The following is a 17726-nucleotide window of genomic DNA, read 5'->3' as shown; positions in this document are numbered from 1 at the left end:
GAAGGCGGCAAATGCAATATTTCCAGCGCAAAAATCAAAACCGTGTTAAGAAAGAGCACCCCCTGCAAAAACAGCCAGTCCAGCGGAATCATGCCTATCGATTAGCTGTTATTGTGCCGGCTATGAATGAAGAAGATACGTTGGGCGCAGTGCTTGATGAAATCAATCGGCTCATGCCTGATGAATTGATTGTTGTTGTAAATGGCTCGAAGGACCAGACAGCCGCTGTTGCCAGTGGAAAAGGTGCTAAAGTCATTCAATTTCATTACCCGCTAGGAAATGATGTAGGTCGTGCTATCGGTGCAGAAGCAGCAAATGCAGATATTTATTTGTTTACAGACGCCGATATTGTTATACAGGCAGAGCAATACATCCCTTTTATAGTAGCCATTGAAAACGGAGAAGATTTAAGTTTAAACTCTATTGATTGGATTACCCATTTTGATAAAGCAGATACGATTTCAGCTGGACGCTATTTTTTAAATCACATCCAGGGTCGAAAAGACCTTCGAGCAGAAAATCTCTTAACCATTCCACATACAATGAGCCATCACTTAATTCAAGAAATCGGCGTTTCTGCATTGGTAAATCCGATGCTTGCCAACAGTATGGCTTTACAGAAAACAAAGAACGTAACAGTCCCTTTTACAATTGATGTCTTAAAAATGAATAAACCTCGAAAGAATCATGTAGCAAAAGGAAGCGGTCAGCTTTCTACTGCGATGCAGCGTATGCAAGGTGATATGTTAGAAGCCCTTCATTACGTAATTCATCACGGTAATCGTGATCTCGTAGAAATACAAGTAGTGTGGGATGAGCAAGAGCTTGAACAATGCAGAGAGGCGTGGTGCAAAGATCAGCCAAAAAAACCTGTGTCTTTTGTCGTCTATATTGATGATCATTACGACACTTCACTTGTAACAACGATTGCTCAATTACAGCACAATGAAACGGTAGAAGTGATTCCAGTTGTTTCAGGAGAATGCTCTGTACTATGCTGGCAATTAGAGCAAATGAAACAACCTTACCTCCGTCTTCAACAAATTGAAAAAATGGGGCCTGCTTTTAAAGTTGGTCAGCGGTTTTCGCGAGGAGATTATTGTCTCTTTCATCACGGCTGTATACCATTAACCGTTTACCATATCGCTCAGTTTGTTGAACAAGCGATGATTCACCCAGATGCACTTATTTACAATAACCAGGAGCAGTTGTTTACTTCACTCGAAGACATGTCAGTGTTTTTTTCTGGCCAGCAGTTAGTAACCATGTTAAATCTTACAGCAAGTGCGCATCTATCAAGCCTGCTTCTACCGCCGTTTCTTTTGCCGCAAATGAAGGCACAACAAGTTGGCATACCTGAAAGATTGCAGATTGACCTTTTACTTGAAGACGTATCAATGTTTGCTGGGCCAGAGGTAAATGTGCAGCCATTTCTTCATATGTTTGAGGATGAACTTATACGTGAGTTGCTTCTCGGCTTTCGTTATCTATTTACAAAAAAAACCGTTCGAGGTGGCTTTAGTGATGAGGGAAGGAGACGAGAGCTACTCCAAAATGTGGCAATCGAAGAATCTAGACTTAAGGTAGACAGTAGAAAGCTATCTTTATCCTATGTGTATACAGGCACATCCCAGCATGCTGACACATAAAATGGGCTGTGGAGGTGTTTCGGATGATTGAAATCAGTTTATGCTTAATTGTGAAAAACGAAGAAGCCGTGTTAGAGCGCTGCTTGTCCAGCGTGAAAGAGGTAGTAGATGAGATTATTATTCTAGATACAGGTTCTACTGATCGGACAAAAGAGATTGCTACTTCGTTTACAGATAAAGTGTATGACTTTACTTGGGTAAATCACTTCGCTAAAGCACGAAACAAAGCGTTCTCTTATGCAACGAAACCGTATGTCATGTGGCTAGATGCGGATGATATTTTAAAGGAAGAGGACCGTCAAAAGCTTAAATTACTAAAGTCTACCCTGGAAGAAAAGGTTGATGCTGTATCAATGGATTATCATTTAGCTTTTGATGGGAATGGAGGGGTGACATCGAGTATCAGACGATTTCGAATCGTAAAGAAAGAACGTGGCTTTGTCTGGCACGGAGCGGTTCACGAATATTTAGAAGTATACGGAGAATTGCATCATAGTGATATTGCTGTAACCCACTTATCGGCTGATGATGGCCACGATTTAACACGCAACCTTGATATTTATGAAGGGATGAAAGCGTCAGGGGAAGCGTTTACTCCAAGAGACTTGCTTTATTACGCGAATGAGTTAACAGATCATCGTCGGTTTGAAGATGCTGTTGAGTATTATTTGAAATTCATTAAAACGGATAAAGGTTGGTCAGAAGACCTCATTCGTTCTTGTAACAAATTAGCTGATTGCTATATAAACCTAGGCTTGCCGAAAGTAGCAAAAGATTGGACATTTCGAGCATTAGAATACGGAAAACCAAAACCAGAAACGTGCTGCCGTATTGGTCACTCCTTTATGGAGAAGCAAGCATTTTCAGAGGCGGTATTCTGGTATGAAATGGCGATACGTAATAAAGAAGAAAATGCTTACTTCCAAAATGTCGCATGCGAAACATGGATTCCAAATCTTCAACTAGCGGTATGTTACGACAAGCTTGGGTTTACAGAAAAAGCAAACGAGCACAATGAACAGGCAGCAACGTTTCTTCCAGATGATAGCCGAATTGAATACAACCGTTCTTATTTTAAAGAACAATTACAACTTCTTAAACAAAACGACTGATTGGTAGGTTTTGATTAAGTCTGACAATCCACTTAACTCTAAATCGAACTTTTTGCCTAATAAACTAACTTCATGAAAAAATGTACTTATTTTAGCATCGACAGGAATGTGTGTGGAAAATTGTTGGCGAATAGAGAATTGGTCAGTTGGAAACAGCGTATACAATGTTTGTGGTGTGAAAAAGCGTAAATGTGTGCGGTCTAGTATACCGGCATCACGATAATCAAAACGGCCCATTAAAAGTGGAATTAGTGCTTCAGCATGAGCAATATTTGGGATACTCGCAATAATAGCTCCGTCTTTTTTTAGAAACTTGCTATATTCTTGAATCGTTTTCCAAGGGTCTTTTAAATGTTCTAAAACGTCAGCGAATAAAAGAACGTCAAAGGATTCTGTTTCCAGTGGAGGGATCGTTTCATCAATGTTGATGGTATAGACGGACTCATAATAGCTACGAGCAATCTGTGCCATCTTTTCATTTCCTTCTATGCCAACCAGCTTACATTGCTGCCGATTTAGTAACTGTAGACCAGTTGCACCTGCGCCGCATCCAATATCTAAAATACGTTTTGCATCTTGAGGCACGACTTGAACAAGTTCTGGTCTTCCGTGCATAAAATAAGAGAGATCGGTGCCCCATTTATTTACATAGCGTGCGTAATTTTCTGCGTAAGTTTGATTGAAATTAATTTCTGGGCTACCGGTGAACGTAGCATGACCGTGATGATGCACATGGGCATCAAGGGCAATCGCTAATCGAGAACCAGATTGAACGGCTCGTAAGCAAAAATCATCATCTTCAAAGGAGCCAATGGCAAACCGTTCATCAAAACCACCGATTTGATCAAAAACAGCTTTACGAACGAGTAAACAAAAGCCGACGAGACGCATGACGTATTTCTTTTGTTTGTCGTATACATCGCGTCTTTTCTTAGCGTACTCATCAATGTCATCAAGAGAATGGTATGGATCTTGAATAAGCTGTTCTCCGCTAACGTAATTACTAACCGGTCCAACTAAATCAATATGCTGATCCGAGTCTAGTGTTTGTTGCATACGAGTGAGCCACTGCGGGGTAACAATTGTATCGTTGTTTAAAAAGAGCAGCTCATCTCCTTTTGCTAGATCGGCTCCCTGGTTACATGCGCCTGCAAATCCTTTATTATGGTCGTTGGCAATAAACGTAATACGTTCTTCTTTTTCCAATTCTCTTTTGGTTTCGTCAGTGGATCCATTGTCAATTACGATTACTTCAATCATTGACTGATCAGTATGCTTAAACAAACTATCTAAGCATAGCTTCGTTAAAGACCACTGATTGTACGTTAACATAATAATGCTTGTTAGTCGCTTCATTGTCATTTCCTACCTTTCATTTTATTCTCCTTTATCAATCTATGAGCAGGGAAGGTTGTACTAGTCCAAAGGAAAAACCGCTCACGACCGTGAGCGGTTTTTTAATACAGGAAGCAAGAAGCGAGACGCGAAGCTTCTATTCTCAAAATAATAAAGAGGAGAAGAAAGGTACAAGCGTGATTTTGCTCGTGTCATCGCTACATACAACAAGCGTCGCTCTTCTTGTAGAGGGGCTTCGTCTCCTTCTTTTAAAGCGTCTAAGGCATAATCATGTGGAAGAGACCGATCCACACAGCCAATAATATAGACATGCTCAAACTCTAGCCCTTTTGCACGATGAATGGTTAATAACTGTACACCTGAAGAATGGGGACGGTACTTATGTTCTTTTATTTTTACCGTCATACAGTCAATATAATGGAGAAAGGAAGCAACAGTATCATGTTGCCTGGCTAATGCTTTTAATTGTCTAAACGAATCGCTTCCTTTGTCCAGCTGATTTCCTTCTTGAGCTTGTTTCTTTAGTGTATCTTTAAAACCGATATCTTGTTCAATACTTTCAAGCGCTTGAATAGGAGTGAGTGTCGTTAATTTTCTACATAACTCTGGTAGCTGTTGCAACTTTTTTTTCTGAAACGGTTGTGTTCCGGTTAAAAATGGGAATGCTTCAAGTAATGTACAAGCTCGTTTTTGCTTGATAGCGATTAATTCTTGTTGTTTATCTTGCTTTAAGAATAAAGCTTGTAAAGCATAAGGAGCGGCTTCATCATGATCCTCATAAAGAGAAAGCCTTAAAAAAGCAAGTGCTTTCTGAACGATTGGCTTATCATAAAACGTCCCAGCTGTTTGATCTAATTGAAAGGGAATGTCGGCATCAATGAGACGCTCTGTTAGCGCACGTACCCCGGCGCTAGTTCGAAAAAGAACGGCAATTTGCTCGATAGATTGACCGGTTGCCAATGTAGAAGCAATTTCCTCAACAATAATTGATGCTTCCTCTTCCTCATTGTAGGGATAAAAAATTGTTGGTGTATTGTCCATTTTTGTTACTTGAGCTCGTAAGGTTTTCGATAATCGTTGCTGGTTTTTTTGTATAACCGTGTTGGCTGTCCCAATAATTTCATGGGTTGAACGGTAATTATCTTCAAGCGTCACAACCGTTGCCGATGGATAATATGATTGAAACGACTGAATAAAGGACGGATCACTCCCACGAAAGGCATAGATGGATTGATCATCATCACCGACTACGCAAAGGTTATTGTTCTTTTGAGAGAGCAAACGCACAATTTCAAATTGAAGTAAATTAATATCTTGAAATTCATCAACAGATAAGTAAGAAAATCGTTCTTGGTATTTTTCAAGTAAAGCTGAGTTCTCTTTTAAGAGCTCTAAACAACCTAATAAGATATCGTCGAAATCATAATAGTGCTGAAACTGCTTTTGTTGTTCATATTCTTGGTAAATCGTTTTTACTTTTTCCTCAAAAGCGGTTTTGGCTTGTACCTGTTCAGGGGGTATCATATGATTCTTCCAATAACTTATTTGCGTAACCGCTGAATCGTATGCAAATTCATTTTCATCAAGTCCAAGGGTCATACCTATTTGTTTAACAAGGTAATGAGGGGATTGAATTAATCGTGAGTGGTGCCATTGCTCGCTCTGATGGTGTTTAAGCATTTGTAAAAACAAGCTATGAAATGTCCGAATGAGTATTTTTTCGCCAATTTCCCTCGTAATACCAGGATAAAGTAGCATGCGTTCCTTCATTTCCTGTGCTGCTTTCGATGTAAAGGTAACGAGCGCGATGCGATTAATCGGAATGTCAAGCTCTGTGATCATATACGCAGCTCTTGCTGTTATGACACGTGTCTTTCCGCTACCAGCTCCTGCAAGAATAAGCAAAGGACCGTCTGTTTTTTTTATGCTGCGCCATTGATCATCATTAAACGACAGCGATGCATCTTCAAGAGTGCGGCGGTAAGAATCGTCTGGGCGGTCGGAGCGTTTTGGTTCCTGAAAACGATGTCGGACAACTAATGGTTCTGGCTCTTTCCAATCCGTTTCATTTGTTGGTTCCTTTTCAATTTGGCTATTCGTTGGTAAGCGAAAGCCGGAAAACTCTCTTGGTTGTGTCCGCGCTTTTTGAACAGTCATGGTTGAACTGGTCTCTGTATAACAAGCCTCATTTACTGGATCAGGGTGAATAAAGCTCGGTTTTTTGTGAATGGATAGTGCCATGCGTAAAGGAGCTTTACAGTGAATGCAAGTCAGTTTACCTTGCTTACTAGCTAAGTACAGTTTATTCCACTCAGATCGTTCAAGTGTGTGTATGTTAACGGTTTGATTAAAATATCGTGCTGTATGCATGAGCGCTCCTTTCAAGCTTTTATCGTACCAATGAAAAGGGTAGACTTCAATATAAAGATAAAGGAGGGTGTAGGGATGAATAAGAAACAAGGCTGTTGTGAACTGTGTGAGCGAGAAAATGTCACCACAACAGTTCACCATTTACTACCAAAGGATGAAGGAGGGACGTTTGCAGAAACGGCGAATCTTTGTATCCCTTGCCACAAACAGATTCATGCGCTGTATACAAATAAAGAACTTGCTTCACGCTTAACAACCATTCTTGATTTAAAACAAGATGATAAACTAAGAAAGTTTCTAAAATGGATTCGAAAACAACCACCAGAAACCATTCCAAAAACAAAAACAGCAAGAAATCGAAAAAAAAGAAGGTGAAGCAGGGATTGAAGAAAGAACCGTAGAATAAATAGGTCAACGAAACAGAAAGGAGTAGTGGATGCATATACAGACAAACACGTTTATTAGTGATGCGCTACTTATACAGGCATTAAAAGTAGGAGCGACAGATGTTCACCTTAGTCCTAGCAACGACGGCTATTGCGTCTATTATCGGATAACAGGCGTAATGACCTTTGTTCAGCGTATTAGTATTGAAGAATCTAAAAAGCTTTCGAATCATTTTAAATACGTTGTTGGAATGGACATTAGTGAACGAAGGCACTCACAAAGTAAGGCATTTGAATACAAGTGGAATGAAACGCCCATTGCAATGAGAATCTCTACCCTCCCTACAACCCCTTTAGAAAGTATCGCCATTCGAATTTTGAACAGCGCAAGCCTCCAACCATTACAAACTCTTTCTCCTTTCAAGAAAGACAAACATCATTTTAATCAGCTGTTAAATGCGACACCAGGACTAGTCCTAGTAACCGGTTCAACAGGTTCAGGGAAAACGACAACCATCTATTCCATCATAAAGCAACTTGTTGAAAAACAACGCTATCGAATTATTTCCGTAGAAGACCCTATTGAACATCGGATTGAAGGCATGACCCAAGTTGAAATTCAAACAAGGGGTGGTCTTTCTTTTAAACATGCGTTAAGGGCCATTTTAAGGCATGACCCAGACATTATCGTGATTGGTGAGATTCGAGATCAAGCAACCGCAGCTATAGCTGTCCAAGCTGCCAATACTGGTCATGTTGTTATTGCTAGCCTTCATGTGACAAATTCATTTTCAACGTTAGAAAGATTAAGGGATTTAGGGATAGAAAGTAGCCTTTCGTGTATTCAAGCTATTCTTTATCAAAAGCTCGTTACACAAAAAGAGGGAGGCAATCGTATGGCTATATTTGACTGGCTACTAGGGAAAGAGTTAAAGGAAGCGATGGATGGAGTGCAGCTGCAAGCTCCGTTTCTAACTGTCACAAAAAAGGCATGGGCAATAGGTATGATTGATGACGAGACTTGCATGCGTTTAAGTCAGACGAGGTAGTCCATGATAAAAAAACGTAAACGTATGACAAAGTTAATGAAGATCTCCTTTATTATGAAATTAGGAGAACTATTGCAGAGTGGGTATAGTACAGAACAGGCTTTATCTTTTTTATCTGTTCAATCAACAAAAGAAACGCAACGTATCATTCAACTTATGGAGCACAAGTTAACAAAAGGAGAGGCTCTTTCCTCCAGCCTATTGGATATGGAGTTGCCACTTGATGTTCAATCGTATATTTTCTTTTATGAAGAGCAGGGAAAGGCCGCAGAGGGACTAATGGAAGCAAGCAAGCTTTATCAAAAAAGGTTACAAACGAGCCTGCAGCTTCAGAAATTAGTACGCTATCCCCTTGTTTTACTGTTTGGTGCTATCGTCGCCCTCGTTTTATTAAATCTCTATATCGTGCCTCATTTCCAATCACTGTTTGTAACAATGAATCAAACACCCCCACGCTTTATTAAGTATTTCTTTGCCTTCCTAACAAACCTTCCAATTATTTTAGCTAGCTTCCTTCTTTTCGCCATAATGATGTACGCTGTGTTTAGAAAATATGTGCAAAAGCAAACGCCACATGAAAAGGTACGTTTGCTAATGAAATGGAAGCCAACTAACACAATGATAAGACAAGTAATCACATTTTATTTCTCATTGCAATTAGGGAAACTGTTACAGACAGGGATGTCGATTCATGAAGCGATTTTCATTTTTGAGAAACAATCTTACATGCCATTTTTCAAAGATGAAGCGAATCAAATAAATCAATCCTTAAAGGACGGCTACAGCCTTGCCGTTTATTTAGAAACACAGCCATATTATATGGAGGAGTTACGCATTATCGTTGAAAATGGAAGTCGCACGGGTAAGTTAGCATCTGATTTACAGTTCTTTAGTAGTTGGATACTGGAAGAACTTGATCAAAAAATCGAACGAGGTTTGCAGGCTGTACAGCCGCTATTATTTCTTTTCATTGGTAGTTTTATTTTCTTTTTATTTTTGATTATCATGCTGCCAATGTATGAAATGTTTAATCTCATGTAGGCAAAACTTGCATGAGATTTCTTTAATAGGTAAAATAAAGAGACGAAAGAGTTTCCAATAAAAATTTTAAAAAAGCCTTGTGCTTATGATTTTTATATGCTATATTATTAAATGTCGCTAAGGTAATCACTTACGACTTACATACGTCATGATTTATGGGGCCTTAGCTCAGCTGGGAGAGCGCCTGCTTTGCACGCAGGAGGTCAGCGGTTCGATCCCGCTAGGCTCCACTTTATACGGAGGAATACCCAAGTCCGGCTGAAGGGATCGGTCTTGAAAACCGACAGGGGTGTCAAAGCCCGCGGGGGTTCGAATCCCTCTTCCTCCGCCATATTTAATTCCTTTGTGAATAAGCAATGTACAAATGCAATATAACGACGCGGGGTGGAGCAGTCTGGTAGCTCGTCGGGCTCATAACCCGAAGGTCGGTGGTTCAAATCCGCCCCCCGCAACCAACTTTGGGCTATAGCCAAGCGGTAAGGCAACGGATTTTGATTCCGTCATTCCCTGGTTCGATCCCAGGTAGCCCAGCCATTTATATGCGGAAGTAGTTCAGTGGTAGAACACCACCTTGCCAAGGTGGGGGTCGCGAGTTCGAATCTCGTCTTCCGCTCTTTTATGAAAATTATTTTTACCATGCGGGTGTAGTTTAGTGGTAAAACCTCAGCCTTCCAAGCTGATGATGTGAGTTCGATTCTCATCACCCGCTTTTTTATTTTGTTAATAAAAGGGGCCTGTAGCTCAGCTGGTTAGAGCGCACGCCTGATAAGCGTGAGGTCGGTGGTTCGAGTCCACTCAGGCCCATCCCTTATAGATTACGGAGAAGTACCCAAGTGGCTGAAGGGGCGCCCCTGCTAAGGGTGTAGGTCGTGTAAGCGGCGCGAGGGTTCAAATCCCTCCTTCTCCGCCATTAATGCGCGGGTGTGGCGGAATTGGCAGACGCGCTAGACTTAGGATCTAGTGTCTTTATGACGTGGGGGTTCAAGTCCCTTCACCCGCATACAAAAGAAAGACAACGACATTTAAATGTCGTTGTCTTTTTTTGAGGTTTTGGGACTCGGTACTTCATCAAAGCCACCTGGATGAAAAGGATGACATTTTAATAACCGTTTAATCGTTAAGTAGCTTCCTTTAATTGCACCATGCTGTTCAATAGCTGTTAGCCCATATTGAGAACAGGTAGGATAAAATCGACATCTAGGTGGCAATGCAACGGAGATATAGTTTCGATAAAATCGAATTAAACTTAATAAAATAAATTTCACGTAGAAAATCCTTTCATGCGAGCTCTCTCTTAGTATAACAAATAAATGAACGAGAAAAAGTTAAAAAGTTTGCAGGAATATGGAAGGTTTTGTCTAATTAAGTTCTAAGCTTAAAAGAAAGGAGGAAATGGATTTATACTTACGATAATGATGAGGTGATCTATGAAAAAAACAAGTAAGAGAGACGAAGGGTTTACATTAATTGAAATGCTTGTCGTCTTAATGATTATTTCTGTGTTGCTTTTGATTGCCCTGCCGAATATGAGTAAAAACACAGACATGGCCGGTGGAAAGAGCTGTGACGCCACGAAAAAGCTTGTCCAAACCCAAGTGGGCGCTTATGAAGTGGAACACGGAAAATTACCCGATTCTCTAGATGTATTAGTAGCTGAAAAGTATGTAGATCACATTACATGTGCATCCGGCAAAAAACTAGTATTAAATGGAAGACAAGTTGTTATTGAAAACGAATGAAGGTTTTACGCTTATCGAATTACTTTTTACTCTTCTCCTGCTTTCACTGTTTCTATTCCTCCCTATACTCTATTTCCAATCACAAGACAAAACCGTTCAAAAACAAACCATCGAGCAATTTAAAAATGATCTAGTGCATGCACAACATTTAGCAATGACAGAAGGGAAAGTGGCTACGGTACTTTTTGAAGACAATACCCTCATTTTATTTGTCGATCAAAAAGAAAAACGTCGTGTTGTTTACCCGACAAGTATAGAAATTGAACCTGTTACCATACAGTTAGAGGATGTAGCGTTTTTAGCGAATGGACATCCACGCAAGTCTGGTTCTTGGGATGTACGTACGGAACATTACCACACTCGATTTACGATTCAAATTGGAAAGGGGCGTATTGTTTATCGGCAACAATAAAGGGTTTATCTTAATAGATGCAATGGCTGCACTATTGCTTGTAAGTATTATGGGACTTACACTGTTGCCAACTTGTTTATGGATAATGGAGAAGCGACAAACCATTGTCGAAGAATTAACCCTCTTGTATGAGCTAGAAGAGAGACGATTGCTTTTACCACTGAATGAAGGGTGGCGTCCAACGACTTCAGATACTTCCATTGTAGAAAGCTGTGCGATAAGCTACGTGAAAAAACAAGAATTGCTATGTGTCTATGCGTTGGCACAACCATGAAGGGTTTACGTACGTAGAACAGTTAATTGGTTTAAGTATTGTTAGCTTTATCGTTCTTCTTTTAACCAATCTTTTTTTGTTCGTTCAAACGGATGTGAACCATAGCAATGTTGATGTTATTCGTTTTTTGAATCATGTTAATCAAGACGTAAAAGAAGCGGAAACAATAAGGTGGCATAATGAAGCTTTAGAAATCGTTATTGATGGTGCAGTCATTTCGTATGAGTTAAGGATGGAATCAAGAATACAGCGCTTTAAAGATAAAAAAGGCCTAGTAATCGTATTAGATGATGTCTCCACGTTTCATTGCTCTCCGCCATCATCTGATCGCCAGTTGTATGGGCAGCTCCATTGTTCCATTACACTAGAAACGGGTCAACACTATAAAAGACTGTTTGTTTCGACGAAAGAGTGGGTGCATGCGTATCAAACAATCAGATGAAGGGATGGTCTTTTTGCCAACCCTCTTTTTTTTGCTTCTGTTAACACTGTATCTTTTATGGCAAGTGGATCATTATCAGCGTGAACAAGCTTATTTGCAGGACCAAAAAGATCTTATGCAACTTGAGAATTTACTCCATATAGGAGTTCAAAAAGTAGTGACAGACAACGAACATGCTTTTTTCATACAGCTTCCAATTGGTGACGTTTTAGGAGAACGCTTGGATAAGAGTGAAAGGGCGTATAAGCTGAAAGCAACACTGCGCAACGGCAAAGAACGAGTTGCTACCTTTATGTTGGATTCAGTAGATGAGATGCGTGATGAGATGGAAAAGGATTAGCATATGATCAAATGATCTTGGGAAGACTAAAGGGTGAGGTGAGAATATGTCTTTTCAAGATTTATTAAAATTTGCGACCCAAGAAGCAGTGAAGAAAATTGATCAACCTAAATCTGAGCGAACTGAAAAACGTGAACAAAAGAAGATGGAGCGAGAACCTCTTTCTCATTGGGCATTCGGTATAGCTCCATTTGCTCTTTCGGTCTTTAAAAGACAGCTAAGACGTAAGTAAGCATTTACAAAAAATCATATTCTCGTATATAATGGGTAGGACAGCCGTCTAAGAAGAGGAGGGGTAGACATGATGGATCGCATGTATCGAGGCCTAGGGTTTTGGACAGGAATTTTTGCAGTTTTATTTTACATTGGCAATATGTATAATATGTCTCTCCTGTTTTTTGCGCAAACGTTTATTTTAATTGCGCTTGGCTACCTGAAGCTGTCTGAACGTGTATATGTGTATATTTTTGCAGGCTATTGTACGGTGTTTTTTGTAGGTTTTACATACTACGCTCTCTTTATCAATGTACCGAGCTTTGGGCACTAATATATACATACAGTAAACCGCCGCTTAACGTAAGTAAGCAGCGGTTTCTTTTAATAACCTGAGAGAAACGGATTATGATCCATTTCTTGTCCAATGGTGGTAAGCGGACCATGTCCGGATGCAACAACAGTGCCCTCAGGTAAAGGTAGTATCTTATTATGAATGCTAGCTAATAATAAAGCGTGATCGCCTCCACGGAGGTCTGTTCGGCCGATACTGTGTTGGAATAAAACATCTCCTGAAAATAAAACAGCTTCTTTTTGATAATAAAAGGAGACGCTTCCAGGTGAGTGTCCAGGTGTATGGAAGACAGAAAAGGTAAAGGAACCGATCGTTAATGACTTGTCTTCTGTAAGCAAAATATCTGCGGGCTTAGCGGTTGTGATGGGACGTCCCGTCAGGCGAGAGGAACCATTCAAGTCAGGGTCTTCTAACCAGCGGCGTTCTTTCGTATGTAAGTATACGGGTATGGAATAAGTATCTCGAACGGCATCGACAGCGCCAATGTGGTCAAAGTGTGCATGTGTAAGTAAAATAGCAAGTGGAGTAAGCTGTTCTCTTTTCAACCAATTAATAAGTGCTTCAGCATCTCCGCCCGGGTCAAAAATGACGGCTTCTTTTGCATCGTTATACAGTACGTACGCATTAGTTTGAATAGGACCTAATGGAATTTGTTTAAACATATGGAACCTCCTTTACTTGTGAAGTAAAGTGTATCATAGCGCTACTTATTAGAAAAGAAGAGCGCTCGACAAACGTAATGAAAACGAGTACAATAAAATCAAATACATACTGGAGGAAAAGCTCATGGTTTTTGCAGGTTTAGCATTATTAGTAGCAATTTTTTCTGTTGCAGGTGCCATCGTCAGTTTAAAGCGAAAAAACTTTTTCGCTGTAGGCTTTAGTGGCGTATCTGTACTTGTTTTTGGATTCTTTTCAATCGCAACAATCTATTCTTATATTGTTCGTGGTGGAGGAGTTCCTTTAGAATAGGACGAAAACAAAACCCAAGCTGTTCAAGCAGCTTGGGTTTTGTTATTGTTGGAACAATTGTTGATGCAGGTAAAAAATGCCCCCATTGACAATCGAAACGTTAATATGAGGTTCGTAGCGTTCGCGCAGCGCCTCTTTTTCAGCAAAGTAACTGTCTGGCTTATCATCAATACCTTCATAAAAGGACTCTAATAACGCTTCGTCATAAGCCCAACGCTTATTAGCAGATAAAGCCCACTCCGTTGGTTCGTTTTCAATATAGGTTTTCATCACTTTTTGAAGCCGAGTGATGCCAGACTCTATCCTAATAAGAGGAGAAAGGGTAAAGCAGTAATCAGGAATTTTTGGCGTCAATGTAAGTTGCTGCACTTTATCAAAAAATTGAGGAACAATTTGTCCGTGAATTAAATTCAGTCCTAGTGAAAGGAGAATGTCCTTTTTTCGATCGCACTGAAACGAAATATTGGCATTAATTGAAAGCCAAGGGTGTAAAGGATGTGAGCCTGCACTAACGTTTGATTTTGTTTCATACATACGTATAAAAGAGCCGAGTTCATTGGCTGATTCAAAGATTTGCGATAAACGAGGAGAACCGAAATGAATAACTTCTCCCTGCAGATCTTCTGGACAGCGATTTTGGTCTGTAATGAGAGTGATGGTCATCGGATTAGGTTCAGAACCGATTTTCTCTTGGTAATGCCAATAAAAAGGACGGTTCATAAGCGCTTTATCGAGTTTGATTGACAGTTTAACCGTTAAATGAGCTGGAGATTCTTCTACTAGAGTACTGTCATGAGTAAGGAAATAGCGCTTTAAATAGCTGTGAATATCAAGCTGATTCATGATCCTCTTTCTCCTCGTTTTCTGACTTCAGTTCTTCTTGAGCTTCATTAATCACCGCAGCAAGATGATCGAATTTAATTTTCATTTCACCGTCTGAAGAAGAATGTTCGAATATGTTGTTGACATGTTCATCTAAATCAGGCAGTTCGATTTTGGCAAGAATGTCATCTAGTTGACCGATGACAGATTCAAATAAATGTATTTTATCGTACAGCAAGTCTAATATTTTCTGTTCAATGGTATCTTGAACAGCGAAATTATAGATTTGCACATCATGTTGCTGACCTAAGCGGTGTAAACGTCCTATTCGTTGTTCAATACGCATCGGATTCCACGGAAGATCGTAGTTAATAATGTGGTGACAAAATTGCAAGTTAATCCCTTCACCACCTGCTTCTGTTGCAATTAATACTTGAGCATGGTTTTTAAAGAGCTCACGCATCCAATCTTTTTTTCCACGTTTAAATCCGCCTCGGAAAGGTACCGATGTAATGTGATGCTGTTTAAAAAACCACTGTAAATAAAGTTGCGTCGCACGGTACTCAGTAAAAATGATCACTTTATCATCAATTGATTTAATAAGCTCCAACGCTTTTTCTGCTTTCGCATGGCCTTCAATCGTAGCCGCCTCGTTTAGAAGATTGATTGCATAGCTAGGATCGCTTTCGTTTTCTTGGGCTTTTTCAATCGTATTTTTTAGTGTCATAAACACTGCTTCTCGACTTGAGCACAACTCTCGCTTTAAGGTTAGCAAAGTGAAGTGGTTAATTGCCCCTTTACTTTGTTCTAGCTTTTCATAGAACTGACGCTCACTTGTACTAAAATGAATAGGGATCGTTTGGACAACGCGCTTTGTCCATTCAATACCTGTATCTTCACGTCTGTTTCGTACCATTACTTTTTGAACGAGGGAACGCAGTTGTTCATCATTTTTAGCTGAGCGTTTGTCAGAGCGAAAGGCTTTATCAAAACTTTCAATGTTCCCCAGATGTCCAGGCTTAAGCAAGGATACAAGATTAAAAATTTCCTCAAGCTTGTTTTGAACAGGGGTTGCTGTTAAAAGCAAACAGTACTTCTTCTTTAGCAATCGGATAAATTCATAGTTTTTTGTTTTAGGATTTTTTAATTTATGTGCTTCATCAATAATAACCATATCATACGGTTGATCTAAGACAATGTCACGATGTGGTGCCCGTTTCGCGGTGTCAATGGAGGCAACGACCACATCGCACTGTTCCCACACATATGCTTTTTTTTGTGGGATAGCTGGAATAAAGAACTTTGAATTGAGCTCGTTTGCCCACTGAGAAACGAGGGAAGCGGGTACTAAAATAAGGGCTTTTTTCACTAGACCACGAATCATGTACTCCTTTAAAATAAGGCCTGCTTCAATGGTCTTCCCTAGTCCTACTTCGTCAGCAAGAATCGCTTTTCCGTGCATCTCTTCAATAACGGTTTCTGCCGCTTCAATTTGATGTTGATAAGGCTGAAGCTGCGGAAGGTATCGTGGCGCAACAAGGCCGCTAAATTCTGGTATTTGTAAATGTTGTTGCGCTTCAAAAGCAAGTTTATAGGTTTCAAAGTCTGACCAAGGACCATCATGATCCATTTTTTCTAAAAACCGAACATTCCAGTCTTTATCGAAATTAATGTTAATATCCAACGGGTTCACATCCTTTATATTAAGAAAAAATATGCTGAAATTAAGAAAAATCTGTTGCTTATTTATTTGTCCGTTGGTAGGATTAGAAGTGTTAACAGACTCTTTTTAGTATGTACGAATTCCAGCTTTTTAAACGGTAAATGAATTGAATAAAGCGGATGATAGTAAAGGGAGAGACTATGTGATTCATTAGCATAGCGCCGAAGGAGCAAACAAATGTGAATCTCTCAGGCAAAGAAGACTTTTACTGGACGCATCTCTGGAGAGAGCTTGATGAGCAAGCCACCTACGAAGACAATTCAGAATAGATAAATCTGAATGAAACTTTCTGGTTCAAAGGACAGAGCAGACACAGATGTGTTTGCTCTGTCCTTTTTATCGGTCAAGAACTTAGAGGAGGGTACATATGACGTTACAACGAACACCTTTATTTGAAGAATATCAAAATCTTGCGAAAACAGTTGATTTTGGTGGTTGGGAAATGCCCGTTTCGTTTAGTGGAATTAAAGCAGAGCACGTTGCGGTTCGCGAAGCAGCTGGACTATTTGATGTATCACATATGGGTGAATTAGAAGTAGAGGGACCAGATGCACTAGCTAATTTACAAAGACTTTTGACAAATGATCTTTCAAAAATGGAAGATGGTCAGGCCCAGTATCATGCAATGTGCACAGAAAATGGAGGGACAGTGGATGATTTAATTGTTTATCGTCGCTCAGAACATGCGTATTTACTTGTTCTAAATGCTGCTAATATTGAATCGGATATTGCTTGGATTCAAGAGCACATTCAAGGCAATGTACGTTTGAACAATGTGTCGAAAGAAACGGCGCTACTTGCTGTACAAGGACCTAAAGCAATGGACATTTTACAAACACTTACGGAGACGACTATAGGGAGCATCAAACCATTTCGTTTCAAAGAAGGTGTATCCCTTGGGACTGTACCGACGTTTCTTTCAAGAACAGGTTATACAGGAGAAGATGGTTTTGAACTGTATGTATCCAGTAATGATGCGCCAGCGCTTTGGAACAACATTTTAAAAGCAGGAGAACAGTATGGCTTGCTTCCATGTGGATTAGGAGCCAGAGATACGTTGCGATTTGAAGCAAAATTGGCACTATACGGTCAAGAACTTAATCGTGAAATTTCCCCTATTGAGGCTGGCATCGGCTTTGCAGTTAAAGTAGATAAAGCGACTTCGTTTATTGGTCAAGATGCATTAAAAGCACAAAAAACGGAAGGCCCAGCTCGAAAGCTAGTCGGAATTGAAATGATTGGAAGAGGCATTCCTAGACATGGATACGAGGTGTATAAAGATGATAAGAAGGTAGGGGTTGTAACGTCTGGCACTCAATCACCGACTCTAGGGAAAAATGTTGGACTCGTATTAATGGATGCCAGCTTTTCCGCATTAGATACAGAAGTTACCGTTCATATTCGAGGTAAAAACATTGCAGCCAAAGTAGTGAAAACGCCATTTTATAAACGTGGTGTTTAAGATAATAGG

Annotated in this window: 20 protein-coding genes, 9 tRNA genes and 1 riboswitch; of the genes, 23 read left to right on the top strand and 6 right to left on the bottom strand. The window is 40.0% G+C overall.

Annotated features, from left to right (window positions below; all coding sequences use genetic code 11):
- Nucleotides 1–11: 11 nt before the first annotated feature.
- Nucleotides 12–1649: a glycosyltransferase family 2 protein gene (locus PQ477_RS00545; protein ID WP_274272809.1), complete on the top strand. Its 1638-nt coding sequence runs from the start codon at nt 12–14 to the stop codon at nt 1647–1649.
- 23 nt (nt 1650–1672) lie between these two features.
- Nucleotides 1673–2761 carry a glycosyltransferase gene (locus PQ477_RS00540; RefSeq protein WP_035397038.1) on the top strand — a complete coding sequence of 363 codons (1089 nt, stop codon included), beginning with the start codon at nt 1673–1675 and terminating at the stop codon, nt 2759–2761.
- Here the strand turns inward: PQ477_RS00540 and PQ477_RS00535 are convergent.
- Together PQ477_RS00535 and PQ477_RS00530 are read right to left on the bottom strand one after the other, a co-directional pair.
- Nucleotides 2735–4117, bottom strand: a complete 1383-nt coding sequence (locus PQ477_RS00535; RefSeq protein WP_274272808.1) for a glycosyltransferase — start codon at nt 4115–4117, stop codon at nt 2735–2737. The genes PQ477_RS00540 and PQ477_RS00535 overlap by 27 nt on opposite strands.
- 81 nt (nt 4118–4198) lie before the next feature.
- Complete coding sequence (locus tag PQ477_RS00530; RefSeq protein WP_035397036.1) at nt 4199–6487, bottom strand: ATP-dependent helicase; 2289 nt, start codon at nt 6485–6487, stop codon at nt 4199–4201.
- A 75-nt stretch (nt 6488–6562) separates the two neighbouring features.
- Here PQ477_RS00530 and hlpB point away from each other — a divergent pair, with 75 nt between their 5' ends.
- The 12 genes from hlpB (at nt 6563) to PQ477_RS00470 (ending at nt 9963) form a co-directional block, all read left to right on the top strand.
- Nucleotides 6563–6862 carry an HNH nuclease-like protein HlpB gene (hlpB, locus tag PQ477_RS00525; RefSeq protein ID WP_035397035.1) on the top strand — a complete coding sequence of 100 codons (300 nt, stop codon included), beginning with the start codon at nt 6563–6565 and terminating at the stop codon, nt 6860–6862.
- A gap of 61 nt (nt 6863–6923) precedes the next feature.
- Nucleotides 6924–7922, top strand: coding sequence for an ATPase, T2SS/T4P/T4SS family (locus PQ477_RS00520; protein ID WP_274272807.1), 999 nt, complete (start codon nt 6924–6926; stop codon nt 7920–7922).
- A 3-nt stretch (nt 7923–7925) separates the two neighbouring features.
- Complete coding sequence (comGB, locus tag PQ477_RS00515) at nt 7926–8963, top strand: competence type IV pilus assembly protein ComGB (RefSeq protein WP_274272806.1); 1038 nt, start codon at nt 7926–7928, stop codon at nt 8961–8963.
- Between the two features lie 157 nt (nt 8964–9120).
- Nucleotides 9121–9193, top strand: a tRNA-Ala gene (locus PQ477_RS00510).
- 8 nt (nt 9194–9201) lie between these two features.
- Nucleotides 9202–9294 (top strand) — tRNA-Ser (locus PQ477_RS00505).
- Nucleotides 9295–9341: 47 nt separating this feature from the next.
- Nucleotides 9342–9418, top strand: a tRNA-Met gene (locus PQ477_RS00500).
- A 4-nt stretch (nt 9419–9422) separates the two neighbouring features.
- Nucleotides 9423–9497: transfer RNA gene (locus PQ477_RS00495), tRNA-Gln, on the top strand.
- A 7-nt stretch (nt 9498–9504) separates the two neighbouring features.
- Nucleotides 9505–9576: transfer RNA gene (locus PQ477_RS00490), tRNA-Gly, on the top strand.
- Between the two features lie 25 nt (nt 9577–9601).
- Nucleotides 9602–9672, top strand: a tRNA-Gly gene (locus tag PQ477_RS00485).
- Nucleotides 9673–9693: 21 nt separating this feature from the next.
- Nucleotides 9694–9767, top strand: a tRNA-Ile gene (locus tag PQ477_RS00480).
- A gap of 15 nt (nt 9768–9782) precedes the next feature.
- Nucleotides 9783–9873, top strand: a tRNA-Ser gene (locus PQ477_RS00475).
- Nucleotides 9874–9880: 7 nt separating this feature from the next.
- Nucleotides 9881–9963: transfer RNA gene (locus PQ477_RS00470), tRNA-Leu, on the top strand.
- A gap of 22 nt (nt 9964–9985) precedes the next feature.
- On the opposite strand, the gene yidD is transcribed toward PQ477_RS00470, so the two are convergent.
- On the bottom strand, nt 9986–10228 hold the full coding sequence (gene yidD / locus PQ477_RS00465; protein WP_035398872.1) for a membrane protein insertion efficiency factor YidD: 243 nt from the start codon (nt 10226–10228) through the stop codon (nt 9986–9988).
- Nucleotides 10229–10390: 162 nt separating this feature from the next.
- Between yidD and comGC the strand changes: the two genes are divergently transcribed.
- From comGC to PQ477_RS00430, 7 genes are all read left to right on the top strand, one after another.
- The gene (gene comGC, locus PQ477_RS00460) at nt 10391–10702 is read left to right on the top strand and encodes a competence type IV pilus major pilin ComGC (RefSeq protein ID WP_035398870.1); all 312 of its coding nucleotides are present in this window, start codon (nt 10391–10393) and stop codon (nt 10700–10702) included.
- The gene (comGD, locus tag PQ477_RS00455) at nt 10689–11114 is read left to right on the top strand and encodes a competence type IV pilus minor pilin ComGD (protein ID WP_158332084.1); all 426 of its coding nucleotides are present in this window, start codon (nt 10689–10691) and stop codon (nt 11112–11114) included. The genes comGC and comGD overlap by 14 nt, the downstream gene beginning before the upstream one ends.
- Nucleotides 11095–11388 carry a hypothetical protein gene (locus PQ477_RS00450; protein ID WP_035398866.1) on the top strand — a complete coding sequence of 98 codons (294 nt, stop codon included), beginning with the start codon at nt 11095–11097 and terminating at the stop codon, nt 11386–11388. The genes comGD and PQ477_RS00450 overlap by 20 nt, the downstream gene beginning before the upstream one ends.
- Nucleotides 11369–11830, top strand: a complete 462-nt coding sequence (locus PQ477_RS00445; protein WP_035398863.1) for a competence type IV pilus minor pilin ComGF — start codon at nt 11369–11371, stop codon at nt 11828–11830. The genes PQ477_RS00450 and PQ477_RS00445 overlap by 20 nt, the downstream gene beginning before the upstream one ends.
- A complete protein-coding gene (comGG, locus tag PQ477_RS00440) occupies nt 11808–12170 on the top strand; it encodes a competence type IV pilus minor pilin ComGG (RefSeq protein WP_035398862.1) in 363 nt (120 codons plus the stop codon). The genes PQ477_RS00445 and comGG overlap by 23 nt, the downstream gene beginning before the upstream one ends.
- A gap of 46 nt (nt 12171–12216) precedes the next feature.
- Nucleotides 12217–12402, top strand: coding sequence for a YqzE family protein (locus tag PQ477_RS00435; protein WP_035398860.1), 186 nt, complete (start codon nt 12217–12219; stop codon nt 12400–12402).
- A gap of 72 nt (nt 12403–12474) precedes the next feature.
- Nucleotides 12475–12717: a DUF2626 domain-containing protein gene (locus PQ477_RS00430; protein WP_038485837.1), complete on the top strand. Its 243-nt coding sequence runs from the start codon at nt 12475–12477 to the stop codon at nt 12715–12717.
- Nucleotides 12718–12767: 50 nt separating this feature from the next.
- On the opposite strand, the gene PQ477_RS00425 is transcribed toward PQ477_RS00430, so the two are convergent.
- Nucleotides 12768–13400: an MBL fold metallo-hydrolase gene (locus PQ477_RS00425; RefSeq protein ID WP_060703902.1), complete on the bottom strand. Its 633-nt coding sequence runs from the start codon at nt 13398–13400 to the stop codon at nt 12768–12770.
- 124 nt (nt 13401–13524) lie between these two features.
- Here PQ477_RS00425 and PQ477_RS00420 point away from each other — a divergent pair, with 124 nt between their 5' ends.
- The gene (locus tag PQ477_RS00420) at nt 13525–13710 is read left to right on the top strand and encodes a DUF2759 domain-containing protein (RefSeq protein ID WP_035398858.1); all 186 of its coding nucleotides are present in this window, start codon (nt 13525–13527) and stop codon (nt 13708–13710) included.
- Nucleotides 13711–13752: 42 nt separating this feature from the next.
- Here PQ477_RS00420 and PQ477_RS00415 read toward each other — a convergent pair whose 3' ends face one another.
- Together PQ477_RS00415 and PQ477_RS00410 are read right to left on the bottom strand one after the other, a co-directional pair.
- The gene (locus PQ477_RS00415; protein WP_035398856.1) at nt 13753–14553 is read right to left on the bottom strand and encodes a YqhG family protein; all 801 of its coding nucleotides are present in this window, start codon (nt 14551–14553) and stop codon (nt 13753–13755) included.
- A complete protein-coding gene (locus PQ477_RS00410; protein ID WP_035398854.1) occupies nt 14540–16216 on the bottom strand; it encodes a DEAD/DEAH box helicase in 1677 nt (558 codons plus the stop codon). Before PQ477_RS00410 ends, PQ477_RS00415 begins: the two co-directional genes overlap by 14 nt.
- Nucleotides 16217–16374: 158 nt before the next feature.
- Nucleotides 16375–16470: riboswitch (glycine riboswitch) on the top strand.
- Nucleotides 16471–16622: 152 nt separating this feature from the next.
- Here PQ477_RS00410 and gcvT point away from each other — a divergent pair.
- Nucleotides 16623–17717, top strand: coding sequence for a glycine cleavage system aminomethyltransferase GcvT (gene gcvT, locus PQ477_RS00405; protein ID WP_274272805.1), 1095 nt, complete (start codon nt 16623–16625; stop codon nt 17715–17717).
- Nucleotides 17718–17726 lie beyond the last annotated feature (9 nt).

The sequence above is a fragment of the Shouchella hunanensis genome (assembly GCF_028735875.1).
Taxonomy (GTDB): Bacteria; Bacillota; Bacilli; order Bacillales; family Bacillaceae_D; genus Shouchella; species Shouchella hunanensis.
The sequence above is the reverse complement of the archived record's forward strand: the minus strand, read 5'-3'. Positions and strand labels throughout refer to the sequence as shown.